At 51.9% G+C, this 26,504-nt stretch carries 20 protein-coding genes; 3 read left to right on the forward strand and 17 right to left on the reverse strand.

The features are described 5' to 3' along the window. Window positions 1-2: 2 nt before the first annotated feature. The 8 genes from BLR64_RS08420 to BLR64_RS08455 all read right to left on the reverse strand — a co-directional run bounded on the left by BLR64_RS08420 (window position 3) and on the right by BLR64_RS08455 (window position 10,640). Window positions 3-986 (reverse strand): sugar phosphate isomerase/epimerase family protein, encoded by a 984-nt coding sequence (locus tag BLR64_RS08420; RefSeq protein ID WP_244157642.1) that lies wholly within the window; start codon window positions 984-986, stop codon window positions 3-5. A 128-nt stretch (window positions 987-1,114) separates the two neighbouring features. Next, a complete protein-coding gene (locus tag BLR64_RS08425) occupies window positions 1,115-2,011 on the reverse strand; it encodes a carbohydrate ABC transporter permease (protein ID WP_090713833.1) in 897 nt (298 codons plus the stop codon). A gap of 51 nt (window positions 2,012-2,062) precedes the next feature. Beyond that, window positions 2,063-2,965 carry an ABC transporter permease gene (locus BLR64_RS08430; RefSeq protein WP_090713698.1) on the reverse strand — a complete coding sequence of 301 codons (903 nt, stop codon included), beginning with the start codon at window positions 2,963-2,965 and terminating at the stop codon, window positions 2,063-2,065. 79 nt (window positions 2,966-3,044) lie between these two features. Continuing rightward, window positions 3,045-4,637, reverse strand: a complete 1,593-nt coding sequence (locus BLR64_RS08435; RefSeq protein ID WP_090713699.1) for an extracellular solute-binding protein — start codon at window positions 4,635-4,637, stop codon at window positions 3,045-3,047. A 343-nt stretch (window positions 4,638-4,980) separates the two neighbouring features. Beyond that, window positions 4,981-7,212 (reverse strand): helix-turn-helix domain-containing protein, encoded by a 2,232-nt coding sequence (locus BLR64_RS08440; RefSeq protein ID WP_090713700.1) that lies wholly within the window; start codon window positions 7,210-7,212, stop codon window positions 4,981-4,983. Window positions 7,213-7,246: 34 nt separating this feature from the next. Further along, window positions 7,247-8,431, reverse strand: a complete 1,185-nt coding sequence (locus BLR64_RS08445; protein WP_167360627.1) for an MFS transporter — start codon at window positions 8,429-8,431, stop codon at window positions 7,247-7,249. 20 nt (window positions 8,432-8,451) lie between these two features. Further along, window positions 8,452-9,423 carry an ROK family protein gene (locus BLR64_RS08450; RefSeq protein ID WP_090713701.1) on the reverse strand — a complete coding sequence of 324 codons (972 nt, stop codon included), beginning with the start codon at window positions 9,421-9,423 and terminating at the stop codon, window positions 8,452-8,454. A 38-nt stretch (window positions 9,424-9,461) separates the two neighbouring features. Next, window positions 9,462-10,640 (reverse strand): ROK family transcriptional regulator, encoded by a 1,179-nt coding sequence (locus BLR64_RS08455; protein ID WP_090713702.1) that lies wholly within the window; start codon window positions 10,638-10,640, stop codon window positions 9,462-9,464. Window positions 10,641-10,850: 210 nt separating this feature from the next. Between BLR64_RS08455 and BLR64_RS08460 the strand changes: the two genes are divergently transcribed. After that, a complete protein-coding gene (locus tag BLR64_RS08460) occupies window positions 10,851-11,318 on the forward strand; it encodes a MarR family winged helix-turn-helix transcriptional regulator (RefSeq protein WP_090713703.1) in 468 nt (155 codons plus the stop codon). A gap of 115 nt (window positions 11,319-11,433) precedes the next feature. Here the strand turns inward: BLR64_RS08460 and BLR64_RS08465 are convergent, their stop codons facing one another. The 8 genes from BLR64_RS08465 to BLR64_RS08500 form a co-directional block, all read right to left on the reverse strand. After that, the gene (locus BLR64_RS08465; protein WP_090713704.1) at window positions 11,434-13,314 is read right to left on the reverse strand and encodes an LTA synthase family protein; all 1,881 of its coding nucleotides are present in this window, start codon (window positions 13,312-13,314) and stop codon (window positions 11,434-11,436) included. Between the two features lie 11 nt (window positions 13,315-13,325). Beyond that, on the reverse strand, window positions 13,326-13,796 hold the full coding sequence (locus BLR64_RS08470; protein WP_090713705.1) for a glycosyltransferase: 471 nt from the start codon (window positions 13,794-13,796) through the stop codon (window positions 13,326-13,328). Between the two features lie 301 nt (window positions 13,797-14,097). Continuing rightward, entirely contained in the window at window positions 14,098-14,775 is a 678-nt protein-coding gene (locus tag BLR64_RS08475) for an HAD family hydrolase (RefSeq protein WP_090713706.1), read from the reverse strand. A 165-nt stretch (window positions 14,776-14,940) separates the two neighbouring features. After that, window positions 14,941-15,198, reverse strand: coding sequence for an AbrB/MazE/SpoVT family DNA-binding domain-containing protein (locus BLR64_RS08480; protein ID WP_068728741.1), 258 nt, complete (start codon window positions 15,196-15,198; stop codon window positions 14,941-14,943). A 363-nt stretch (window positions 15,199-15,561) separates the two neighbouring features. Continuing rightward, window positions 15,562-17,658: a glycoside hydrolase family 36 protein gene (locus BLR64_RS08485; RefSeq protein ID WP_090713707.1), complete on the reverse strand. Its 2,097-nt coding sequence runs from the start codon at window positions 17,656-17,658 to the stop codon at window positions 15,562-15,564. Between the two features lie 396 nt (window positions 17,659-18,054). Continuing rightward, window positions 18,055-19,383, reverse strand: coding sequence for a type 2 periplasmic-binding domain-containing protein (locus BLR64_RS08490; protein ID WP_090713708.1), 1,329 nt, complete (start codon window positions 19,381-19,383; stop codon window positions 18,055-18,057). A 123-nt stretch (window positions 19,384-19,506) separates the two neighbouring features. Then, a complete protein-coding gene (locus BLR64_RS08495) occupies window positions 19,507-21,153 on the reverse strand; it encodes a response regulator transcription factor (protein ID WP_090713709.1) in 1,647 nt (548 codons plus the stop codon). 4 nt (window positions 21,154-21,157) lie between these two features. Continuing rightward, window positions 21,158-22,906 (reverse strand): sensor histidine kinase, encoded by a 1,749-nt coding sequence (locus BLR64_RS08500; RefSeq protein ID WP_244157643.1) that lies wholly within the window; start codon window positions 22,904-22,906, stop codon window positions 21,158-21,160. Window positions 22,907-23,203: 297 nt separating this feature from the next. On the opposite strand from BLR64_RS08500, the gene BLR64_RS08505 reads away from it, so the two are divergent. Then, entirely contained in the window at window positions 23,204-24,094 is an 891-nt protein-coding gene (locus BLR64_RS08505) for a carbohydrate ABC transporter permease (RefSeq protein ID WP_068720454.1), read from the forward strand. Then, entirely contained in the window at window positions 24,094-24,927 is an 834-nt protein-coding gene (locus BLR64_RS08510) for a carbohydrate ABC transporter permease (RefSeq protein ID WP_090713711.1), read from the forward strand. The genes BLR64_RS08505 and BLR64_RS08510 overlap by 1 nt, the downstream gene beginning before the upstream one ends. A gap of 570 nt (window positions 24,928-25,497) precedes the next feature. Here BLR64_RS08510 and BLR64_RS08515 read toward each other — a convergent pair. After that, a complete protein-coding gene (locus BLR64_RS08515; protein WP_415841043.1) occupies window positions 25,498-26,496 on the reverse strand; it encodes a CapA family protein in 999 nt (332 codons plus the stop codon). Window positions 26,497-26,504: the final 8 nt, after the last annotated feature.

Consider the following 26,504-nt stretch of genomic DNA (forward strand, 5'->3'; position numbering starts at 1 on the left):
TGCTATTCCCCTCCAACTGTCCGCGCAATCCGTCCTCCGCTGCGCCGGGCTATCTTTGAAACAAGCATCTGATGACTCAGTTCAATATCCGCCGGGGCGCAGGCCGCTTTCAGCTCATACACCTTGACCGGTGCCTGGGCGATAATATCGAGGAAGGAATCGAAGCCCTCCATATCCCCGCTGTGTACATATGGACACCAATGATCCGATAGTCCAATCGTTTCATGTATATGGACGCCTACAATATCTTCTATCATTGCATTCGCTTCGTTCACATTGTCATATAGCCCCATCCGTCCCATCATCATGCCGTGGCCGATGTCATACCACAGGCCGACCGGTGCTCCCCTCAGGCCAGAGATAATGGTCCTGGCCTCCTCCAGTGTCGGCATCTGGTTGCAGCGCGAACGGGTTTCAATCCCGAATTTCACTTTGTACCCGCGTCTCTCGGATTGCTCGCACACGTCGTCGAGGCTGCTCATAATACGCTGAATATAGCCGTCGCTCAGGGCTTCCCGGCGCTCAATCATTTCAGCCCAAAGCCGCTGATACGCGGCAGACTCCCGGCCTTGTGTGCTGTAAATCTCTTTAAGCTGATGGTCAATATCCCGGTCAAAAGGCACCTCGCCGGGATGCACCACAACGGCCTCTGCCCCATAGCGGTGGGCGTATTCCGCCGACTGCAGCAGCAGCTCCACCGCCCTGCTCCGCCGCTCCTTGTCTTCAAAGCCAAGCAGCACTGAATCTGTGCCGTAGTCGGGATCGGCTATATGCGGGAATGTATTGTGTACACTGGAGATGCCGATCTCTCCCCGTTCAATCAGCGGCTCAATCGTCTGCAGCATTTCACGGGTTACATTGTAGTTCAGTTCAACTCTGGAGAAGCCAAGCGAACGTATTTCTTCTATCATCCGGTCACCGGATTCATGCCTTCTGATATTCCAGCAGGTCGAGAAGGAGTATTGCTCTTTTGATGTGAATTTCACTCCAGTACACCCCCTCATATTCATTGTTAACAGAAGTTTCTCTCATTCTAAACTACTTTGAATTGCCTAAGTCCCTTACATTCTTCAGTTCCTCATTCCTCAAATTCCAAAGCTCCCCTTACAACGTCTTATCCCTTAACAGCCCCGGTCATTACACCGGAGACAAAGTACTTCTGCAGCCAAGGATATACGAGCAGAATCGGCACTGTCGCGAACATTACTGTCGCCGCCTTGAGGCTTTCCGGCACTACTGTACTGATAGCGTTACCCTCCATCCGCATCAGATCCGACACCTGGCTGTTCTGGATCATCTGGTACAGCTTAAGCTGCAGCGGATACAGCTCCGGCTTGGTAATATACATCAGTGTATCCTGGAATCCGTTCCACCGGCCGACCGCATAGAACAGGCTTAAGGTAGCAAGCACCGGCATGGACAGCGGCAAAATAATCCGGAGCAGTGTGCCGAACTGGCTGCTGCCGTCAATCTCTGCGGACTCCTTCAGCGCATCCGGAATGCCGGCGAGGAAAGAGATCAGAATGATCATGTAGAACGGGCTAATCAGTCCCGGCAGAATTAGGGCCCAGATGGTATTTAGCAGGTGCAATTCACGTGTAAGAATATATTCGGGAATAATACCGCCGCTGAAGAACATCGTCACTACAATAATGAACATAAAGATTTTGCGGCCCTTCAGGTCCTTCTTGGACAGCGCATAGCCGGCCGCAACTGTCATCATCATGCAGAGAACCGTAAAAAGCACGGTCAGAAATACGGTGAAGCCCAGCGAACGGATCATGGCAGCATCACCGAACACCTTTTTATACGCCTCAATATTGAAATCCAAGGGCAATAAAGTGACTTTTCCCGATGCGATCGGCACGGTTCCGCTGAAGGATACAGCCAGAATATGAATAAACGGAATCAGACACGCCAGCACAGAAAGAATCAGACAGACGATAATGACCACATCAAATGCATTGTTAGTCGCTTTATTGTTCCTTATGTTAGTCGCTCTTTTGCTCATTATGTTAACTGCTCTTTCACTCATAATGTACACTCCCTGTCAAAAGGTTGTTTAGAGGATGCTCTCGTCTGTAAGCTTTTTGGAGATATAATTGGCCGCCAGCAGGAAGATGAGTCCAACCACTGCCTGGAAGAGCCCGACCACTGTAGCCAGCGTATACTGCCCCGATTCAAGTCCGATCCGGTATACGAAGGTGCTCAGCACATCCGAGTATTCCCTTACAGCCAGGTTGCCGATAACAAACGGTCGCTCAAAGCCGATCGAAATCATATTCCCCAGGTTGATGATCAGCAGCGTAACAATCGTCGGTTTGATTCCCGGAATCGTTATATGCAGAATTCGCTTCAGCCTGCCGGCCCCGTCCACTTCAGCCGCCTCGAACAATTCCTTATTGATGCCGGTAAGCGCCGCCAGATAGAGGATCGTCCCCCAGCCGGCACTTTGCCACACCCCGGTCAGCAGGTAGGTGATCAGCCAGTAATTTTTTTCAGACAGAAAAGGTACAGCATCGAAGCCCAGGCTCATCAGCAGATTGTTGATCATACCGGACTGTGTGCCGAACAATTGATAGACAATTCCCCCGATGATTACCCAGGAAATAAAATGCGGAATGTACAGAATGGTCTGCGACAGCTTTTTGAACCAGACCACTTTCAGCTCAAACAGCATGATCGCCAGAATTAAAGGTGCCGGAAATGAAACGATAAGATCGAGAAAGTTCAGCATCAGCGTATTGCGCAGGGTTAAGTAGAAATCATGATTGGCAAAAACCTCGCGGAATCCGTCCAGGCCGATCCATTCACTGCCGCCGATTCCCCTGAAAAAGTTGAAATCCTTAAAAGCAATCTGCACACCGTACATAGGGCCATATTTAAAAATAATGAAAAAGGTTATAGGCAGCACCAGCAATGCGTACATCTGCCAGTTTCTGCGGAAATATCGGGCGTACCCCATGGGCGGCTCCTCCTTTGCTATGCCTCGGATGTTAAGGGGAGCGGCACGGCTTGCAGCCGCACCGCTCTATCAAGATCTGTTACTGTTGCTCGCTGTAGGCTGCTTTGCGTTCATCCAGGATCGCCTGTCCGCCGCTTCCCATATAGTCCTTCAGCATGCTTTCATAGGTTGCATCGAATTCTGCCGGCGACACCATCGCCGATTTTACAATCAGCTGCTTGGCCTTTTCGCTGAGTGTGGTGCCGTATTTACTTTCCGCCTCAATTGGACGGCTGGTATACACAGGCTCGATGGCATCGGTGTTTGAAATATCAAGCGATTTGGCAATGATATCCTGGTAGTCAGGCTTGAAGCTCTTCACAAAAGCTTCATTGTTCTTCTCCTGGCTCTCAAAGATCCGGCCGTTAGCGATAATCCCGATATCCCCGCCGCCCATCAGCTTGTTCGTGGACTCGGCAGACAAATTCGGAATGGCAACCGGCACACCGTCTTCCAGAGTGTAATGCTCGCCTTCAATTCCGTTCTGAATGTACATCAGATGGTCTTCAGAGGCCATCCAGTCGAGATATTTGATCGCTTCAACTGCATGTTCACTGGATTTGGGAACCATAATATACATTCCGTTCGGGGCAGCCACCGGTTTGGCATGCTTGCCTTCACTGTTCGTATAAGGATCAATTGCAGTCAGGACCGCATCCGGATGGTTCTGCAGGAGCAAATCATAAGCACCTTCAGGGTAAAAGATGTTATCATTGTCTTCACTAAAAGCACCTACGAGCCCGGAGCCGATATTCTGTGTAAGAGTCTCCTTATTTTCATCGAGGGCAAAATCCTTGCTGATCAGCCCTTCATTATACAGCTTGTTCAAATATTGGACTGCATCCTTGAAGCCCGGTAGCAGCACCGGATAGTCTCTGGAGCTCAGTGTCTGGGTCAGCTCGAAGCGCTCCTGCTCGGTCACCGGCTGGATAAAGGACCAGATCAGCGACTCATATTGTCCAGGGGCAATCGTCATGCCGAGCGGAATAACCTTACCTCCGGTTTCACCCGGGTCCTTTTCTTTAAAAGCGACCAGAGTGTTATAAAGCTCCTCTGTTGTTGTCGGAACCGGCAGTCCCAGTTTATCCAGCCAGTCCTGGCGTACAAAGGAGGCGTATTTCCCAACGGTAGAGCGTTTGGCAGGGATGCTGTATTGCACGCCTTCATATTGACCGTATTTCAGTGTATCTTCACCAAGGAAGGCTTTCAGGTTCGGCCCGTATTCATCCAGCAGCGGAGTCAGATCCGTTAAGCCTCCCTGCTCGGCATATTTATTGAAGGTACCGGAATCGTAGGTAAACACAATATCAGGGACATCTGTACCGCTCGCCATTAATACGTTAAGCTTGGTTACTTCCTCCGAGCGGGGAATAGGGACAAATTCAACATCGATGTTGTTCGGCTGGCCAAAGCTTTCTTTAACATAGTCAGTCAAAAAGTTATCCGATGCCGTAAGTCCTGCCGGTGCGTTACCGCGGTCAAACACTTCGATCTTTAAGCTTCCGGCTTGTTCTGATCCGCCGTCACTTGCACTGGTACTGTTATTCTGCGAACACGCAGATAATAATACTGAAGAAGCAAGAACCGCTGAAAGACCCAAAGCCAATTTCCCTTTGCTGTGACCGTTTGCCATATTCCCTCACCTTACCCTTTCGAATTCTGGTATTAATCCAGTCGTCTCTGTCTCTGCTATGCTTTCGACTTGATCATGGGATGAATTATTACATCGTTTCTGAAAATGCACAATATACATGTTTCTTTGCGTTTTTTCATGAAAATCATAGGGTTTTGCGTCATTTTTCATAACATATATACAGTTTTCCTGTGAATTTAACGGCTTGCTTCAATGAAATTCAAACAAACATGACATATAAATAACATCGTATGTTCTATGCGTGCTGGCTGATTCCGATAAAAAAGCGTAAATGCCGGCCGCCTGGCTTCCGGATTTACGCTTGCATGTGCTAATCAATATCTCACGGATGATTCAGCTTCCGGTGATCGCCGGGGGTCATTCCGGTAACCCGCTTGAAGACCCTTCCGAAGGTAATAGCGTTAGCATAACCAACCTGCAGGGCAATATCCTGAATGCTGTCCTGCGTGTTGTCCAGCAGCTCCTTCGCCTTCTTTACCCGCAGCTCCGCCAGGAAGTCAACAAATTTCATATTGAATTCTTCCTTAAACAGATAGCTGGCATATTTGCCGGATATCTGGAACCGTTCGCTCAGATGATTCAAGGAGAGATCCGGATTGGCGTAATTATCCTCTATATAAAGCTTAACCTCCTTGATCATGACACGGTGGCTCTTGAGCTCATTCACCGAAACATAGACATGGTAGGTTTCATTCAGCCAGCCCGTTAACAGCTCCTTGATGTCCTCGAGATCAGTACTTCTGAGGATCTGCTCCTGTAATCCGCCGGTCCCGGTTAACGCCAGCTGCCGGTCCAGTGATTCCGAGATGCCCTTAAGCTCCTGCTCCAGCGCCTGCAGCATGACCTCCAGCAGCATGTAAATCTCTTCGTCCTTCAAGCGGTCTTTACGGAAGGAAGCAAAAATCTCCTCCAGCCTGCTCCGCCAATTCTCCCCTGATAGCCGGAATTCCCGGACAAGCTGCGTAAAATTGCCGAAATACTTATAGCTCTGCAGCCCGGGCTCCTCCTGCCGGTCTATATGAACGGCAGCAACCTCTGTTCCGAGCGCCAGCCTGTGGCTGAGCACACCGGCAGCAGCTGTGTAGGACAGGTGAATATCCTGCAGGCGGTCAACTGTGTGACCGACTCCAAAGGTAAGGGATAGCCGCAGATTCTCCAGAATCCAGCTGTGGCAGCCCCTGGCCAGCTCAAGCAGCAGCTGAGCATCCTCATCTGAAGGTCGGTGCCGCAGGCCGATCAGGACAGCAATCCGTTGTCCGCTCACCCATTCCGACCATGCCTGAAGCTGTTTCTCGGCCATCAGGTCGCTGATTACATTGGTCAGGGCGAATCTAAGCAAATTCTGCTCCTGCCGGGAAAGAACCTTTAGCTCATCTCCCGCATTCAGCTCCGCTGCAAATACAACAAAGCCGTCAAACTCCCGTTTTCCTTCAAACGGATCAAGCGCTGTTAGTCTTTCAGATACATCCTTCAGGCGTTCACCGCTGATGATGTCCAGAAACAGCTGTCTGCGCCGGATCAGCAGATTTTCATAACGTTCCCGCTCATAGTCGGTTGTCAGCTGCACCAGACTGTCCAGGGCAGTATGCATCAGGGCCAGCTCATCCGGATTAGCGGCTGCCGGCTCATTTTTGCCATGGGGCTGCAGCGCCTGAATCCGTACCATCAGCTGCTGGATCGGCCGGTAATTGCGGCGGGTGATATAAATGATATACAGCACTCCCAGAGTAATCGTCACCAGTCCGATCACAATCCAGACATAGGAGATGACCGAAATCCAGTCGAACAGCCGGCCTGCGCGCAGTCCGCTCTCAAAGGTCCAGCCCAGGCTGTCCGCCCGGATCGTGGATAGCTTGCGGATGGTGTCATCACCTGACGTCTGCGATGAATCATACAACAGGGTGCCTGCGGAATCTTTTATCCGGACAAAAGAAAGCTCGCCGTTCGTTAAACTGTCCACCAGACGCTCCAGGCGGTATACGCTGATATTAATAACGATGTAACCGTCTGAGCCCAGTGGAATCGGAAGCCTTCTGGCCAGACTGACCACCGGATATTCAGCCTTGGCATTTCTTGGCTGGTACATCCGCACCGGACTCCATCCGGACTGTATCTCCCGCTGTGAAATCTGATCAATATATGCTGCCTCATGCGTTAAGTCCAGGTCCACGTAGCCGCTTTGGCTGAGAATCTGCCTGTCCTTGCTGCGGTAAATATAGATTGAGTCTATCAGGCTGATGCGTTCAACCAGACGGTTCATGCTTTGGACAATTTCGTAGGCGCTGTCACCAGGGTAGACTGGACCGAACTTGTCAAAAAAATCGTTGTAGGAGTAGTTATTTTCGATCTCATCCAGCACACTGAGCTGCACATCACTTAATGTCCGTTCCACGGTATCTGCAATGTAGCTGGTGGAGATGTAATTGGCTTTTTGCGTCTCGCTGCGGGAGAGCTCTGTAATGATCATAAAAGCCAGAAAAATAAGCACCGACACGACAAGAAGAAAGACAGGGAAGTATGAAAATAGCATCCGACTGTACCAACTGCGTTTCATCGCGCTTCCCTCCCTTTTTTAGAAATGATTAACTTTAATGCGAGACAGCCTTAACCCGGTATAGCAGTAAAGCGCCGGCCGCAGCGCTGACCGTGCAGGCAAAGTACATCAGCCCGGGACCGCCTGTCTCCAGCAAATAGCCGTTCAGCAGATTCCCGGCAATCCCTCCAAGGCCTACAAACACCATATTGAACAGGCTTTGTCCTGTGGCCTGCAGCTCCTTGCCTGTTATAGAAGCCACATACTCCACAGCAGCAATATAGAAGAAGCCGAAGGAAAGACCGTGCAGCGCCTGGACTCCTATCATAACACCGGGAACCGGAATGAGCCATTGGATGGCCCAGCGGAGCATGTAGGCGACGGAAGCGAGCATCAGCGTTTTTTCATAGCCGTATTTGTTCAGCACCCTGGATGCTGCCAGCATCGCCGGAACACTGGTAATGGAAGCAATCAGCAGCGCAATGCCCGACCATGAGAAGCTGCCCCCGGCCATCTGAAAGGTCAGCACAAAAAAGGAGTTGAACGCAGTCAGCGTCTGGTTGACCAGAAAGCAGCCGGCCAGAAACAGCAGAAACACCTTGTTGCCCAGCAGCTGTCTGATTCCCTGTGAGAAGGTCCTACTAGTGCTTCTTCGCTCCGCACTTGTAGGAATAGTGATTACCAGTGCAAGTGCCAGCAGGTTAAAGATCAGAAAAGGTATCCAGAGCTCCGTTACTCCCAGCCAATTGAGATACATTCCGCCAAAATAACCGCCCAGCGCCGTCCCGACACTGCCGAACAGCCGGATCGTACCGAAGGAGGTGCCTGCCGCCTGGGCCGCCCTTACCGCATAGGAGTCGGCAATCGGCGTCTGTGTACTCTGAAATATAGTGTACAGGCTGTATACCAGCACAATAACCATCAGCCATCTCAAATTATAAAGATAAACGATGGTTCCGGGAATAATCAAGGTGAGCATGAGCACCAGCCTTGTCCGCTGATAGCGGTCTACCAGAATCCCCCACAAGGGCTGGAACAGAATCGCCAGCAGGGTGCCGAAGGCCATCATAACCCCGATTGCCTGGCTGCTCATGCCTTGATGAACCAGCAGTGAAGTGACGTACGGATTGAAGCTGCCCCCCGCCAGACCCGTGAACAGGTAGAGTCCGCGCATTTTCAGCAGCACCTCGGACTCCTTGCTCTTGACCGAAAATCTTATTATGCCCAGTTCACGTTTCATGATCTAACCCTCGTTTCTTTTTAATGGCCTGAAGTGATCTTGCTTCTTACAGCTGCGGCCGCTCCGATTGCCCCTGCCCGGTTGCCGAGCACCGCCTGCCGGATTGCCGGCGGCTGATGCGGGGTATAACGGCTGACACGCTTGACAATTTCGTCTATATATCCCGGATTCTTCTCCACCACTCCGCCGCCGAGAATGACGAGCTCCAGATCGAGCGTGAGCACGATATTCTTGATAACAGCCGCCATGTGCCCGTATGCCTGATTCAGAAGCTGCAATGCCGCTTCATCCTCACGCCGGGCGGCTGCAAATACATGCTCTGCCCGGACCGGTCCGCCCTGCGCCAGTTCGCGGATTATAGACGGGCGGCCGCTGCTGTGTAAATAATCCGCTGCTTTTGCTCCGATCCCTGTACCGGACGCCTCCATTTCAAACGGGCCGAACTCGCTGTACTCCGGATCAGCTGCCGCAGTGTACTCGCCCGGCCTAACAATGAGATAGCCGATCTCGCCGGCGGCGAAGCCGGCTCCCCGGTACAGCCGCCCGTCCAGGAACAGGGCGCTTCCGACTCCGGTTCCGACCGTAATCATGATGAAATGCCCGGAACCGGCAGCCGCTCCTGCCGCATGCTCGCCCAGTGCTGCCATATTGACATCGTTGTCGAGCACGGCAGCCCCCGGATAACGGGCAGCAATAAGCGGACGAATATCGACAGCAGGCCAATTCAGCGCCGGTGCACTGGTAAGTGTCCCTGTACGTTCATTCATCACTCCCGGAAAGCCGATGCCTACTCCCTTGAGCGATGACAGTGTACCGCCGTTTCGGATGCAGCTCTGCTCCAGTTCATCGAATAACCAGTTAAAGAACTTTCCGGGATCACGGCTCAGCTGCGTCTCCAGTTTATGCTCCTCCAGGATATTGCCCTGCTCATCTGTCAGGCAAAGCTGTGTTTTGGTTCCGCCGACATCGATTCCTGCGCTGAATAGCTTCATTATGAATTCCTCCGCATGTTATGATTTCTTATTCCGGCCTACTGTCCGCGAATACGGCCAAAAGCAGCCTGTAGGGCAATCTGTATGGCACCAAGCACAACATCCTTATCCCCGCGGCCGGATACAGACAGCCGTGGCTTACGCTGCAGCTGCGCCAGCTCCGCTTCCAGCCTGTGCAGCAGCAGATCGCCGTTTCCGCCGATCCCGCCTCCCAACACTACCCGGTCCGGAGCGATTACTGCACAAATACTGCCAAGTGCTTCTGCCAGCAGGCGGCAGTATGCATCCAGAACGGATTCTGCGAGAACATTTCCGCTGCGGGCTTCATTAAATATCTGCTCTGCAGATCCTTCAGGGCCTGCTAGCAGTGGAGTTGCCGGCGCTGTTTGCTGTTCAGCGGCTATGCTGGAGGCGAGCTGCTTCAGTCCGCCTGCAGATAGAATATCCTCCAGCCTCCCCGCACCAAGCACCACATTAGCTAATTCACCGGCACCGCCGCCGAGCCCGCGGTAAATCTCCCCGCCGATAATCAGCCCGCCCCCGGTTCCTTCACCGATGGAGAAGTACAGCAGGGAACGGCTTTTTTCCGCTCCGGACAGGGTATACTCGGCCAAAGCGGCCAAATTGACGTCATTTTCGGTGACAACGGGCACCGGTAACAGCTGTGCCAGATTCGCCAGCTTCAGCACATCTTCGCGGCCCCGCAGCGGTAATACCAACTCGGACACTTCGCCGTCTGCAGGATTGACCACACCCGGAATACCGAAAGCCGCAGCCTGGATACTGTCCCAGTGTAACCCGGCTTCGGCAAGAAGCCCTTCAAGGCCCTGCACCAGAAAGTCCCGAAACTCCGGCTCTGCCAGATGATCTGCCGGCATTGCCAGCTGCTTGTAATGGCAAATCTCTCCGCCCATATCGGCCACAGACATCCTGATCCGGGTCGCCCCCAGGTCCGCGCCGATGACATAATAGCATTTCCGGTTAAATTCAAGCAGTGTGGCCTTGCGGCCCTGGGCGTTCTCCGCCCGTCCTGTTTCTTTGACCAGTCCCCGTCCGATTAACTGGGTCACTGCCGAGGATATGGTCGGCTTGCTCAGTCCCGTTTCACGGCTAAGATCCGCTCTGGATTGCGGCCCGCCGGCAATAATCCGGTTCAGGATCAGCATTTCATTCATATTTCGCATCGCTTTCGGAGTTCCTGCAGATGACATGTTCATCGTTCGCCCTCTACTCTCATGATTTGCCACATACTCTCTTGCATTCCCCTGAATCTTATAGTTAGTAAAGTTTCTTAACTTAATATACAGATTGCCTCAAGATTTTTCTAGTCTTTTGTAAGGTTTAATTACATCCTCAGGCAGAGAAAAATTTGATAAGAACTGAATTTGGGCTATAATTATAGGTAAATATGCTTACGGGGTGTACTAATGAACGAAGACAGGTATAACAAAGTGGACGGCCTTATGGGGGCTTTTCAGCAATTTTCCCGGCTGAACTGGCAAAAGACGACAATGTTCGGGCTAAAGCCGAGTGAAATCCGGGTACTGATTACGATCCGCATGGGCAAAAAAAGAACCGGTAAGGATACGCTTACCGTCTCGGAAGTCAGCAAACTGCTGCGTGTAACCTCTCCCACCATCACACAAATGGTGAACAGCCTGCTTAGCCAGGGACTGGCAGTGCGTACCAGCGACTCTCAGGACCGCAGGATCAGCGCGATCCAATTGACGGAGCAGGGCGAGCAGCTCGCCGACCAGGCCATTGCCAAGATCCGCGATACGTTCAAGGGTATGATAGACCATCTGGGTGAAGATAAAAGTGCTCAGCTCATAGAGCTGCTGGACGAAGTCCATGCCTACTTTGAGCAGCTGAACGGACAGGCGGATTTCTCTTAATTCATTCTACCTTTAAATCCCTCCCTCTAAAAAAACACCAAGCGCAGGTTCTCTCCCCGCACTTGGTGCCTATCCTTCTCTTGTTCTGAGCGCCCCTTTTATGGACCAGCGATTGTTATTGATCCGTCTGATCCGTCCGGTCCGGCAGCTGCAGCAGGTAGCTGTTCGACAGGCTCAGCAGACGCTGGACTGCGGTGAACTGCGCTTCCGTCGAGCTGCCGGGCAGGCTGGAGTTATCCAGCAGGCTGTAGTTGGTACCGTCAGCATAGCCGTCCCCAGTGACGTAAATGCTCTGGTTATTAATGAAGGAACCCGTCGGCAGGAAATGCCGCACCGGCAGCAGATTACTGGCCTGATTAAACAGGTCTTCGCCAAAATGCAGCTGCCCCGCTACGGAAACGCCCAGCAGATTAGCCACTGTCGGCAGAATATCGACCTGTCCGCCCGTTCCGCTCATGACAGCAGGCAAGCTGCCGCTTGGCGAATGGACAATGAACGGGATGTTGAACATATCCGTGTAGCCGTAGTCATGACCGACCAGCCCGTTAATCAGCTCCTTCTCTCCGCTGCCCAGCGTATACATCGGTACCCCCTGGTGATCCCCGTAAAAGACAACAAGGCTGTCATCCCACAGGCCGCTTGCCTTCAGCTCCTCCAGAAACTGCCCCATGGCATAATCGGCATAATTCTGGGCCTGGATATAATCACCAAGCAGCGTTCCCTTGTAACGGTCAGGCAGCACCATTTTGTATTTTTCCTCAGGAATCCTGTAAGGATGATGCGCACTCATGGAGATCACCATCGCATAGAACGGCTGGTCTCCGGCATCCATTTTGACCAGCTCGGGTACAGTCTTCGCAAACAGCACCTCATCTGAAGAACCGAAGGCAATGTGATCGTCATCCCCGTAAAAAGCCTGATCATAATACTTGTCAAAGCCGATCGCTTTGTACAGGGCGGTGCGGTTCCAGAATTCCACACTGTTCGTATGGAACGTCGCTGTAGCATAACCGTTGCCGCCAAGCAGCTTCGGCAGGCTCGGTACCGCTTTTCTCATATAGTCGGAAGAGGTTGCCGGTTCGTTCTTGGGCACATAAAAAGAGGTATTTACCGCAAACTCGGCATCCGAGGTGGTTCCCTGGCCTGCGTTGGTGTAAAAGTTGTTGAAGTACGTATTTTCGCGTACCAGCCTGCTCAGGTTAGGTGTAATTTCCTGCCCGTCAATGCTCAGTCCGATCAGGAAGTTCTGGAACGACTCCATCTGCACCACAATCAGATTCCGGCCTTTGTCGGCCCCGAAATAGAGCGGCGCTGCAGGCTCCGTGATCCCCTTAACCTCGTTCACGGCCTGCTGCGTGATGTCCTGAGGGGCAATCAGCTCCTCATCCTCCGTCGTGTCGGCAAACAGCGTGTACAGCTCGTAGTTCAGAATCCCCATGCTCTCCGCTTTTTTAATCTCGTTCATGCTTGCGTGGTTAGGCCAGATGTTAAAGACACACAGGCCAAAAGAAACGGCAGACAGCACCAGCAGAACTGGCCGGCTCATCCGGATTGCCCCCCGTTCCTTCCACTTGGCAATGTATTTGGGACGGAACATGAAGAACAGGAAGAAGAGGATATCGACAAAAATAAACAGGTAATACGGCGTAATCAGCGAATACGTGCTTTCCCCGACCTTGGTCACTTTATCTGCCTGCTGCAGCGCGTGGTAGGTAGCAATGACCCCGTAATATTTGTAATACATCAGCACAGCAAAATAAATAATGGTAATCAGCAGGTTCGCAATCATGTAATAAAGAATTTTCCGTTTGGAGGCCAGCCATTCAATCATACTGAACACAATCAGGAAAAAAGGAATCTCTGTGAATGCCATGCTCCAGCTCGGGCCTTCGCTGAAGACGACAAACCAGGCTACGGCACTTTTGATCAGCAGCACAATGCTGAATAGTATGATAGGTCTGCTGAACAGGCGTTTTATTGCAGAATTTTGATTCATTTTGACTCCCCCTAGATTTTCAGAAAAACATCATTATATTTCAAAATTTGACAGCAGCATTCGCCGCCGGCCTGAGCCTGCTGAGCAGGAATCCTGGTTAGCAGGGATGCCTTGGCATCCGTCCGCCGTCCGTTCACGAAATCCACCTTGTTGATAAACGGCATCAGCAGGACAATATCCCGCGGATCGCCCTGCAGCCCGCCTTCCATCAGCACAATCAGCCCACCGCCGGACTGCTTCAGTCCTGCCGAGACCGCTGCCGTCTCACCGCAGTGACGCTCGAAATGGATGACCTTAACCGCCTTGTCGCCAGTGGCCAGCTCATCGAGAATCGCAGCGCTCCGGTCCCTGCTGCCATCATCAACCATCACAATTTCATAGCTGCCCGCCTTGTCTTTAACTGCAGCCGTTATGCTCCGATACAGCTCTATAATCTGCTCTTCTTTATTGTAGACAGGTACGACAACAGACAGGTTGATCAAGGGGGTCACCTCATGCCAAGTATTTATATTCACTTCCGGGAGAAAGAGTTACACAAGCAGCAAGAAGAAACGGCTTACCGTCTTGCACCCAAGAACACGAGGACGGATTCCGTTTCTGCGGAGATACACTGATGATTAAATCATATAATAGATAGGTAATCAACCTATTTTCTAAAATAAATCCGAACTCCTCCCAGGCTGGCTTTCCTGCTCAATCAAACTCTATGTCCGCCAAAAAAAGCCCCTCTCCGCAAGCTGCGGAAAGAAGGCTAATCTGTTGGTATTGGAGGCTACCCGTGAATTAATCGGCACTGTCGTACAGACCGACCAGTTCATCGAACGCAGAAATAATAACATCTGAGCCCTTCAGCTCCTCCTGGCGGCCGAACCCGGCATAGCCGCAGCCGATCACGGTCTGACCGTTGCCTTTGCCTGCCTCCACATCGGAGGACCGGTCGCCGACCATCCAGGCGCTGCTTATCCCGTTGTCCTTCAGCAGGAGGCCCAGCAGCTCTGTCTTCGTCGCCGTTCCCTGGCCGCCTGCACTGTACAGCCCCTCGAACAAATCCTTCAGCTCATGCACAACCACTATGCTGTGTATGTAATCCGCCAGCCCGTTGCTGGCGACGAACAGCCTGACTCCCCGTTCATGCAGCGCGCGCAGCGTCTCCACAACCCCCGGGTACAGCAGTGTGCCGCCGGCCTCCAGCCCTTCGATCTCCAGCTGCAGCAGCAGCTCATCCGCCCTGCGGTGCACCGCTTCATCCGCTTCCGGCATCACATTCTTCCAGATCTGCGCAAGAAGCATACCCAGACTGCCCAGAATGCGCTCCTCCGGCGGCGTGGGACCGGCATACAGCCCTTCCTCGCGAAGGATATTGAACATTTTATGGTAGGCAGGCAATAACAGGCTTTCCGTCTGGAACAGCGTTCCGTCCATATCAAATACAATCGCTTCCGGTTTCTTCAGTGTCGTCATAAGGTGACCTTCCCTTCAGATTGTTCTGCACGCCTTAATGATATAGGATTGCAGCACTCATTGTCTACGAGGGGCAGGGCATTAAAAAGACCGGAGCATTCACTGTTAAAGTGTCTGCACTCCGGTCATCCTGTCCAACTGAAATCTCAAGTTAAAAATAAATGATTAAATCCGGTCAAAGCTGGCGATCAGCTCGTCAAGGACATCCTTGCTGACCATTTTGCCTCTGAAGTTGATCAGGTTTTCTGCGCTTCCGGAGAAGATGCAGGTAGGCTCGTATTTTCTAAGAATGATTTTTTCTCCGTCAACAAAGATTTCAAGCGGGTCTTTTATGTCGATTCCCATTGTTCTGCGCAGCTCAATCGGAATTACAATACGTCCCAGTTCATCAACTTTTCTCACAATACCAGTTGCTTTCATTATTATGCATCCTCCCTTGAAATAAGCACTTTATATAATCATTTGTGTTAAAAGCTATCAAGGCTTCTAAATAGTAGTAATGATTACGCTCATATTTGCATTGTAAAGTGCTATTTCTTCCCTGTCAAATTTATTTCTACATCTTTTGATATTTATCGACATATGATTCGACAAAGTTTAGAGATGATTCGACAAAATATAAAAATTCTTTCAATTAGCAATATTATGATTTTTAGATAGTTTTACATGAATAATAATATTTTTTTGTGAAAATAGCAAAAACACCCTCCGCTAGCACTGGTCAATCATTTCCAGATTGCGAAGGATGTCTCTATTCGTACGGTGCTTTAGACCTTATTTGCCCTCTTAACTATGCAGCTCAAACAGTCTGGCTGTTCTTCCGGCCGGAACAGATACGGTCAGGCTGCCCTCCGCCTTTTTCCAGCTCCATTCGGAGCCATGCTGCTTGGGATAAGCACAGCTGATCCGTACCTCCCGGCCGGCAAGCTCCGGCAGCGGGAGCGCAACGCTCTGCTCTTCCCCGGCAATCCGCCAGACTGCCAGATAGCGGATATTACCGTGCTGCAGACCATAGCTGACCCACTGCCCCCGGCTGTCCGGCAGGCCAAGCGGCCAGAACGGCAGCGCATGCGGGATTTGAGCGCGGATCGATTTATAGTACTCCAGCGCTTCACGCACCAGCTCCCTGCGGCCGGGCGCAAGCTCTGCCAGATGGCCGCTCTGGTGCACACGCAGCAGGAGGGCGTTGATCATGTTAAAAATGACCTCTTCATCATCGCCTTCACGCAGCGGATAAGACCAGACCGCCGATTGCTCCGGTGTCAGCGCCAGCGGGGAACCGGCAGCAATCGCCGCATAGCTCACGTAGTCCTCCTGGTCACTGGTGGACTGGATACTGTGACGGCTCAGCATGGCATAATCCATCCGCATGCCGCCGCTGGAGCAGTTCTCGATGACCAGCTCCGGATAACGCGCGAAGATGCTGTCCAGCCAGGCCAGATAAGCCCGGTTATGCTGCAGCAGCCCGTCGCCGAAGCTGTCCGCATCCGTCTCGGTGCCTATACCCGCATTGATGTTGTAATCCAATTTGATATAGCCTACGCCATACTCCTCGACCAGACGGGCAATAACACCGTCGGCATGTTCGATAACCTTGGGATTGCGGTAGTCCAGCTGATAGCGGCTGCGATCCTTGACCCGCTTGCCGTGCCGCATGAAGAACCAGCTGTCATCGGCTTCAGCCAGCTTCGGACTGTTGATCCCCATGACCTCCAGCTCCAGCCACAGTCCCGGGATCATGCCTTTGCCCCGGATGTAATCCAACACATATTTGATCCCCTCCGGAAATCGCTCAGCCGAAGGCTCCCACTGGCCCACACCATCCCACCATTCTCCGGGCGCATACCAGCCGGCATCAATACAGAAATATTCGCAGCCTACATCTGCGGCGGCATCAATGAGCGGCAGCAGCTTCTCTGTCGTCGGACTGCCCCATAGGCAATTCATGTAGTCATTAAAAATAATCCGCAGCAGCTCATTGTCCTCATTCGGTCTGCGGATAATCCGGCGGTAGGCCGTCAGCTGCGCGGCCGCCGCTTCAAGTCCCCCTTGCACGGAGCCGGCGGCAACCGGAACGGAGGTAAATGCTTCGCCCGGCGCAAGCTTCAGCCACCAGTGGTTGTCATGCTCTGTGGGTCCGCTGGCCAGCAGAGTAAGCTGATCGTACTGGTCGGTCAGCTCCCAGTGCCACGAGCCGTTATGCTCAATCTGCCAGAACAGGCTGCTTCCGCTTTCTGTGTTGTGCAGCACCGCCATCGGCAGCAGCTCCGCCGCCGACCAGGAGCCCGTATTGCTGGCGGCAATCCGCTTCGAGCCCCGGTCAGCCAGATGGTACATGCCCAGCTCCGGCAGGCTGTAGGTCCGCCACTGCAGCTCGCTCTGCCAGCCGCTGTGCGCCAGCGTGACTTCAATCTTGTCCCCCCTGTCACCACTCCCCTCCTTGTCCACACCTGTAAGGGCAAAGGAAGAAATATATTCTACAGCAATTTCACTGTCTCCTTCATTCTTCAGCACCGTCCAGGAACGGACGATCTGCACCCCGCTGTAAAATTGAAAATGCTGGACGGCCTTCAGCGCAGTGACCGGATCTTTTAAAGTGAACTCAAGCTTACGCCCAAGCGCATTAACAGTGTCGCTATGTCCGTCGTATTCCATCCGCAGTCCCGGATAAGAAGCCCGGTGAGTCCGGCCGTGGTACTCTGCGCGGTCTTCCCCGGACAGCTGCAGTTCCAGCAGCCGGAAGCCCGGCTTATGCTTGTCCGCAACCGCTCCCGGCTCAAGCGGCGCCGCCCCGAAATGCAGCAGCCGGACATCAAGCTCCTCTGTAATTTCAATCGTAAGATATAATCCGTTTTCGGCAATTTCAATCAGCCTGCTGGTCATAAGTGTTGAAGCCTCCTGACAAGTGATGAATGTGGTTTGACGTCTCTTTTAATTATATTAATTAGTTGCTAAACGAGTTGAAGAAAACCAACTCATCTCTAAGCCTTGCCCTTTTGTGGGTTTTGAACTACATATGAATTCGTATCCAAAATAAAAGGTAAGAGTAACGGAGGGGAGGTTTGGAATTGGAGGAGCGGAAGCGTCCGCCTTTATGTTTGGATTTCTACTGCAGCCAGCAGTTTAAATCGGGAAATCCAAACATAACAGCGGCCGGAAATCCAAACGCTCTCCGCAGTTACGTCCAATACCTAAAATCAATCCTTTTAATTCACAAAAACAGACGGCCCCGCCGGTAAGAACCTTACCTGCGAGACCGTCCCGGATTATCACCTTCTGTTATTCAGCCGAACCGAATTGAATCCATGCCTTCTGAATTTCGTCGATCGCCTGGTCTTTAGTCTTGCTGCCGCCGATGTAGGCCTGCATCAGCTCGCCGAATTTCTGGTGGAAGGTATCCAGCGAGTAGTTGACGGACAGGTCACCGGATTTTTCGGTTTTGAGGATTTCATCCATTTCCTTCGGCATCTGCAGGTCAGGCATTGGCGCATCCTTGATTGGCGGAATTACTTTGGCTACAGTAGAGAACCAGCTTTTACCGTAGTCGGAAGTGTACAGCCAGTTGAAGAATTCGATGGTTTCGGCAGCTACTGCGGAATCCTTGTTAATGCGCAGCGCCTGGTCGGCCCCGGTAATGATCTGGGATTGTTCAGCCTTGTCGCTGACCGGGTATCCGGCAATGCCAAGGTCGAAGTCCGGGGTGATTTTCTTGATCGCCTCTTCATCCCAAGCGCCTTTACCGGTCATAAATGCTGCTTTGCCAAGGGCAAAATCGCTCACTTCAGCATTGCTGTCACGTTCCAGCGGCTTGTCTGTTCCGTGCTTAACGGTAGTATCAATAAAGTTGAAGAAGTTATCGTACAGCACCGGATGATCCTTGAAGGTAGTCTCACCCGCGATGAAGTTGGCTACCAGTGTCTTTGCATCAATTCCGGCATCCATAGCCGCTGCGTCTACAAAGTGCTGGAAGATGTGCTTCCATACCCACCACTCTTTATAAGCATTGGCGAATGGAGTGATGCCTTTGGCTTCCAGCTTGGTGATGGCATCATCCAGCTCAGCGGTTGTTTTCGGAACATCCGTGATGCCGGCATCGGCCAGCAGCTTTTTGTTATACATCAATACGAACAGATTGCCTTTTACCGGAAGCCCCAGCACCTTGCCGTCTGATGAGCTCATGTTGGCACGTACCGCATCGGTCATGGCTGCAGCCAGCGGTTCATTGGTCAGGTCCGCACTGTATTCAGCAAAGGTATCAATATCCCCGCCGGCAGTGGTCTGGAAGACGTCAGGAGTGCTGCCAGCAGCAATTTTGGATTTCAGTACGGTGTTATAGTCGGCCTGCATAATTTCCAGGTTGATGCTCACGTTCGGCTTCACTTTTTTATACTCGGCAATGTAGGCATTGAAGGCGTCCGTGTACTCCGGTGATGCGGTGAACATATTAATGGTTACAGGCTTGGAGGAGTCTGTTTCGGCAGCTGCATTATCCCCGCCGTTTGTTCCAGCCGTGTTGTTAGCGGTATTATTGTTATTGCCTCCGCAGCCGGCCAGCAATCCTCCTGCGAGCAGCAGGCTCGCTGAGACTGCCATGAATCTTTTTAACATGATGTTGCCCCCTTTTCCTCATGTAGCTTGTGTTCTTGGTGTTTATTCTAAATAAAAAGAAAAAGGATAAGAATGTACATAAGTGAACTTCTAAGGGTAAAAAAGTGGGCTAATGTAACCGTTTCACTTTTCTCCCTCCAGGTTCCCGGTCCGGAATTCAGAAGGCGAACAATCATAGTAATTGCGGAACGCCTTGCTGAAATAGTTCTTGTCCTTGTAGCCCAGCATTTCAGAGATATCCTGAACCTTGAGCGCGGGGTCGGCCAGCAGATCCCTGGCTTTGTCCATCCTCACCTTTTGCACATACTCATGAATACCGCAGCCGTATTTACCCTTGAACAGCTTCATCAAGTATTCTCTGCTCAGGAAATACTTATCCGTGAACATCGATATTTTAATATTCTCAAAATAATGGTTATCAATGTATGCTTTAATATTTTCCAGCACACCGCTGCGGTTGCCGGCAAGCGACCGGCTGATTTCACCGGCATAGGCATCCAGAAGCCCATTCAGCAGTCCTTCAAACTGGCTGAACGAGGTATAATCGCCGCTTAGGCCCAGTGCAGCTAATCCTTTATTCTTGACAGCACGCAGCGCAGCCGGCACCTCTTCCAGCTCTCCGGCAATATCGCCGAGCAGAATCAGGAGCTCGCGGAGTGTCCGGTCCGCATCTCCCAGGCTGAAGCGGGCGGAGGACTGCCACCTCTGGGTGAATTCGTTCAAAATGCTTTTGGCATGGGCGGCATTCCCGCTCTCCAGAATGCTGCGGATCTGCGGCATCCGCCCGGTGAGAGAAGGGCTGTCCCTAAATTCCTGCACAGGCGTCCCCCCGCCGGATACCACCGGACCCTTCAGCTGCAGCAGGTCAATATCATCCAGCCTTGCTTTAGCCGTATCATAAGAGTCTGCCAGCTCCAGATAATCACCGTATGTAGCGCCGAGCGCACCGGCACATAGTATACCGAACAGCTCCTTCAGCGTCGCGGCCGCTTTTTTTAGCTGATGCATGGAGTGGAAGGCCGCATCCTCCTCATAGCCTTTTTTCATCGTAAAGACCGCAATCAGCTCCCGCTCATTCTTCGGGTTCACAAAACTGAATGCCTCGAATGCTCCGCCACTGTTCTCATTAATCACATTCGTCACGGCAAAATGCATCAGATCACGGTCCTCATGAAACCGCCCCTTGCGCACCTGTTCCAGATTAAGCAGCCGTAGAAGTCCGGCCGTAAACTGGTTACCCGTTGTATCCGCACCAATCAGCGGCAGAAAGGCCTCGTTCGACTGGTTCTTGAAGCTGCGCTCCAGGATAGACAGGTACATCTTTTCCTTGAGCTTGGGCACAGACATATTCAGCGTAATATTCTGCGCAATGAATTCGCTTCTCTCCCGCTTCCTGGCTTCAAGCAGATCTACAGCTTTGCGCAGCGCACTGTTAAGATCGCCGCGGTTCACAGGCTTCAGCAAATAATCAACCACCTTGGAGCGGATCGCCTGCCGGGTATATTCGAAATCATTGTAGCCGCTGATGACAATCAGCAGCAGCTCCGGAAATTCCTTCTCCGCAATCTGCAGCAGCTGGCTGCCGCTGAGCTCCGGCATTTTCATATCAACAAGGGCCAGATCGAATTTCTCCCTGCGCAGCATGTCCAGCCCGGTCTTGCCGTCGCTGGCTTCCAGCACCTCGCCGACCCCCAGCCCCTTCCAGTCGCCCAGAATATGAATCGCTTCGCGCAGCGGCTCCTCATCATCAATGATCAGTACTCTATACATGTTGTTATTGGCCTCCCCGCGGTAAAAGAATATCCATTTGCGTTCCGTTTCCTTCACTAGTTATCAGCAGTCCCGCTTCCTCACCGTACAGCAGCTTCAGCCGGGTATTCAGGTTTTTGAGGCCGATGCTCTCATGTCCTTCATCCTCCCCGGATGCCTCAGTACCGCCGGCCTCCTCATCCCACTGAATCTGCAGCGAGCCTAGCACCTCACCAAGCCGCTCCGCCGTCATTCCCGGCCCGTCGTCCATCACCGAAATAACACTGTAGACCGGCGTCACATGCGCCTCAATCCGGATGGTCACGGTGGTCGACACCTTTTCGAGAGCATGCTTGATGCAGTTCTCCACCAGCGTCTGCACGGACAGCTTCGGAATCCGCAGCGTAAGCAGGCTCTCCTCCCATTCATAAACCACCTGCATCCGGCTGCCGAACCGTGCCTTCTGCAAAGCCATGTAGCGTTCAATATGCCTAAGCTCCTCGCTCGCCTGGACAACATCCCGTCCGCTGATGCAGTACCTGAGGGTAAGCGCCAGATTATCCACCATCTCGACGATATCATCATTATTGTTCTTGAGCGCCTTGGTCGAGATAGCCTGAAGGGCATTATACAGAAAATGCGGGTTGATCTCCGCTTCAAGTGCTTTGAGCACCGCGTTTTTTTCAACAATCTTCATCTTGTAGCGTTCATTTATCAGCTCGTTGGTACGTTCCACCATTTTATTGAAATGCCGTGACAGATAGGCAATCTCATCATTGCCCTCCACCCTCGCCTCCGCCTCAAAGCTGCCGGCGCTGAAGCGTTTCATCTGCAGGGACAGGTTTTTCAGCGGATGGGTAATCCGGTTGGACAGGAAGCCGACCAGAATAACAGAGGCCATCAGAAAGAGCAGCCCGATCGAATAGCTGAGCTTGCGCGTCGTAGTCGCCGCTTCGTAAATCTGCTTATAGGGAATAGGCTTAACAAGCTTCCAGCCTTCTTTTTGGCTGATGTCGTAGATGACGAGGTACTTCTCCTGATCGTCCGACCAGGTCACCTGTCCGCCTTGCTCCGCTGTAAGCTTATTCAGCAGATCCGCCTCTTCCGTACGCTCATAGAACGCTTGATCATCCACCACGTACGGCTCATTGTCCGGGCTGATGTACATCAGATGGTCCCCTTCCGAGAAGGGAATGTCCTTCATAATCTCATCCGCCACACTGGAGTTGAAATACAGCGACAGCACCGCCTGGGGCTCACGGGAAGCAATTGAGCGCAGCAGCCGGTGATAGCCCATAAAGCTTGCATCCGTATTGACCTTGTAGTCGCCCTTCTCCGCATTACCGCTGACAAAAGACTGATAAGACCGGTTATTCGGGCTGGCCAGCGCACGCTTATACCAGGTCAGATGATCAATCGGCGGATGCTCGGCGACCCTGACTGTAATATTATAGTTCTCCTTGGTCACGTAATAATATTTCTGCTCCTTAATGATGTAGAGATAGATGGACTCCAGATCCTTGCGAGAAAAATAGAGATTCTTCAGATAATCCTCCACATACATCTTGGAGGCATAATCCTGTGATTCATGCGTAATCGCGTAAGCGAATTCATCATAAGAGATCTGCGGCAGGGACAGCTGCTCAATCCCGTTCAGATAGCTCTCCAGATTGCGGCCGACCAGCAGCAGGTTGTTGCTTGTGCTGTCTATGCTGTTGTTCACCGATTCCTTGCGCAGCATCCCGTAGGAGATGAACGTCAGCGATGTGACCACGAGGATGATAATAATGGAGAACAGCAGGATCAGCTTGTTGGCCAGACGGCGGGAAACCCGCTCCAGGAGCGGCTCCAGCAGCTTTTGTATGATGTTTTTTATGATGGCGCAAGCCTCCCCGCCTCTAATTTTGTTTTACGCTTTCAGTTCACTTTTTTACCCCTAACTGTCTTCTTAAATCCATTTCTGAGTATACGGCGCTGCCCTATAATACACAATATAGACTAACCGGAATGGTTAAGTGTGGCAAGCGGGGTCCTTAACTCCCACCCTATAAATAGCAGAAGAGGTGCATCCATGTTAAAATCACTCGGCAGAAAATGGCGCGAGAAAACGGAGTTCGGGCTCTTCACCCTCCCCGTTCTGATCTGTATCGCAGTAGCCTTCTATGTTCCGTTTATCATGACCATCCGTTATTCCATGACCAAATGGAACGGGATCTCCAAGCATCCGAAGTTCGTCGGGCTGGATAACTTCAAGCAGATTTTTACGGGAGATACCAATTTCTCCGATTCGGCCTGGTTTACGATTAAATATGCGGTGCTTTACATCGTCATCGTCAATGTGCTGGCTATTCTGCTGGCCGTGCTGCTCGATATGAAGCTGAAATCTACCTCATGGCTGAGAGCGGCCTTCTTCATTCCTTACATTCTCAGTCTGGTTATCGTTGGTTTCATCTGGAAATTCATCTTTATGCAGGGCTTCAACTCGCTTGGCGAGAGCACCGGCTGGGGCATTTTCGGCCTGAGCTGGCTGGGAACGCCGGGGCTGGCCTTCATATCCATATTAGGGGTATCCATCTGGCAATCGATCGGATTCTATCTCGTAATCTATATCGCCGGTCTGCAGTCCGTACCTGAGGATCTTAAAGAAGCTGCAACTGTAGACGGTGCCGGGGCGCTGAGAAGGTTCTTCAGCATTACGCTGCCGCTGCTCGCACCATCCATTACCATCTCGGTGTTTATGGCGCTGACCAACTCCATTAAAGTATTCGACGTTATCCTGTCGCTGACCGGAGGCGGTCCGGGCGGAACCACCTACAGTATTGCTTATGACATTTACCGTGATACGTTCCAGAATAACCTGTACGGCTACGGTACGGCGAAAGCGCTTATCCTGTTCGTTGCGGTTCTGATCGTTACCGTGATCCAGCTTACATTCTTCAAGAAAAGAGAGGTGGAGGCATAATGAATACCAACAGCAAGACCGGCAAAATTATACTTGAGGTTGTGCTTGTCCTCCTCTCCCTGCTGTTCCTGTATCCGCTGTTCCTGACGATTATCAACTCGTTCAAAAGCTTCAGCGAGGTCATGACCGACGTGATTGCCCTGCCGCAAAAGCTGACCTTTGCCAACTACTCTTATGTATGGGAATTCATCAACTATCCGCGGCTGTTCCTGAACAACTTCATCATTACCGGGCTAGGGCTGCTGGGGATTGTGTTCGTCTCCTCCATTGCCGCCTACAAGCTGGCCCGGACCAAAACGAAATGGAGCGGCGTTATCTACTTCCTCTGCATTATGCCGATGCTGATTCCGTTCCAGTCCATCATGCTGACCGTGCTGCAGACGGCCAAGAACCTGAACCTGTCCGAGAGCACCTGGGGACTGGGCCTGCTCTACTGGGGCTTTGGCGCACCGCTTGCCGTCTTTATCTATCACGGCTTTGTTAAAGGGATTCCAATGGAAATCGATGAAAGCGCCACGATCGACGGGGCTTCCGGCTTCCGCCTGTTCTTCAGTGTCATCTTCCCGCTGCTGAAATCGGTAACGACTACCATCGTTATCATCGACGTGATGTGGATCTGGAATGACTTCCTGCTCCCGCTGCTCATGGTCAACGGCTCACCGGATACCAAGACGCTGACGCTGGCCGCCTACACCTTCGTCGGACAGTACACCTCCGACTGGCAGTATGCAATGACAGCTATGGTAATGGCCGTACTCCCGTCCATCATCGTATTCATCTTCCTGCAAAAGTATATTGTGAAAGGCGTTGTCGCCGGGGCGGTTAAGGGCTGATCTGGTTGGCCTTGCTGCAGGGTTCTGCCTGAAGACGCCGTAAAACACCCCCATGCCGCATGACTGACACAGCAAACACCCCATAGCCGCGAAGGCTGTGGGGTGTGCTGTGTTTAAAATGCTAGTTTGTAAATAGGCTCTGGCAAAGTTAGAACACCAGACAACAGATGGTTGAACTTCCTGACGAGTGCACTAGTACCTTAGGCTACTACATAGAGAGTCGCTGATTAAACTAAGTGGAAAATCGCCACCTAATTCCGGTCAGAACACCTTTACAAATAGACTAGTTGGAAAAACGCCACTTAATATTGCCGATTCTGCTCTAAGCGAGGGTTTTGGCCCGAGATAAGATGCTTTTTTCCACCTATTCACTAAATTTTCCGTGAACTCAGAGAATTAAGTAGCGAAAATCCAACTAGATAAACAGTCAGGAGGAGTGATCGTACGTACAAGCCGTAATATGTGCTCAAAGATCAGACGGCGCAGACTGCCAGCATCAACTGGCAAACCAATAAACCATGCGGTTAAATTCAGTCATTCACTCCCCGCCGCCTGCTCCCAACTCCCCGTTCACAGCTTCTCACTAACCGTTCCATCCGCAGCAATCTTCGCGTTGAACGACAGCTTGTTCAGCTTCATGATCGCTTCCTTATTATACGCAGCGCCCATGAAGTTCGGCTGTCCGCCGATGATCTTGAGCGGAGTGATCCGGCTGGTAATCCCCGAACTTGTAATGGTGAAATCAGCCAGCATCGTATGCACGGTCTTCTCTCCGCCGCGCGTCGATTTGTTGAACACAAAATTACCCAGCGAATAGTAGATCGGCTTATGCTTGTAATACTCGATTCCCATCAGACAGTGGCTGTGTGCACCGAGAATGATGTCCGCGCCGCTGTCGATCAACTGCTTGGCCAGCGTCCGGGCATACTTCTCCGGATAATCCGCGAACTCTTCGTTCCAGTGCAAATATACAATGGTATAGTCATTGTCTTTGGCGGATTTCTTGATGGCACCGAGCAGCGGCTCAGCCGTGTAGGCCGAAGCGGCACCCGGTGTATTTTTTCCGGCATGCCAGGAAGATCCGGACAGCACCCGGCTTGCCCCAAGCACGGCTATCCGCTTGCCTTTGATTGTTTTGACATACGGCTTGAAAGCCTGATCCATATTGCTGCCTGCTCCGGTATGGCCGATCTTGTTCCTGTCCAGATGGACCAGTGTATCCAGCATCGCATTCTGGCCGTAATCAAGGATATGATTATTCGCCAGTGTTACGCCGTCAATGCCCGCATAGCTTAATCCGCCGAGCGTCTCCGGTTTGGAGCGGAAGGCAAAGGTCTTCTCTGCCGCCTGGCCGCGCACCGATACAGGTGTCTCCAGATTGGCGAAGGCCAGATCGGCTTTTTGCAGGACAGGAGCTACCTTCGCAAACGGGAAATTAACCCCGTACCTCGCTATTTGCTCCCCTACGAAGCCGTCCAGCAGAATATCCCCGGCAAATGTAAGAGTAATACGGTCTGCCGGCTGCGCCTTGGACGCTCCGCCCCAAACCGCCGGGGCAGGAATCAGCAGAAAGAATA

It is taken from the genome of Paenibacillus typhae (assembly GCF_900099765.1).
Classification (GTDB): domain Bacteria; phylum Bacillota; class Bacilli; order Paenibacillales; family Paenibacillaceae; genus Paenibacillus_AQ; species Paenibacillus_AQ typhae.